Annotated in this window: 1 pseudogene; it reads left to right on the top strand. The window is 46.2% G+C overall.

From position 1 onward, the window contains the following. Positions 1 to 247: pseudogene (locus GPK90_RS17850) on the top strand (RNA-guided endonuclease TnpB family protein); the annotation flags it as partial.

Raw genomic sequence — 247 nt, 5'->3', positions numbered from 1 at the left:
GAAATATCCTGTTAAAAGATGGGAAGCTGAAGCTCCCAAAGGCAGGCTGGATCCGGATCCGGCAGCATCGTAAGATCCGGGAAGATGCCTGCTTGAAAGGTGCATCCGTCTGTCTGGAAGCTGATGGGCGGTATTATGTTTCTCTTCTGTATTTTTGTGAAGAAAAGCCGGTGGAAATAAGGAACATAAGGCAGGCCGTCGGACTCGATTTTTCCATGAAAGAACTATATGTAGATTCCAATGGAAA

The organism is Clostridium sp. MCC344 (genome assembly GCF_018785365.1).
Classification (GTDB): domain Bacteria; phylum Bacillota; class Clostridia; order Lachnospirales; family Lachnospiraceae; genus Pilosibacter.
Note: the sequence above shows the minus strand (reverse complement) of the source record. Positions and strands in the feature narration are given on the sequence as shown.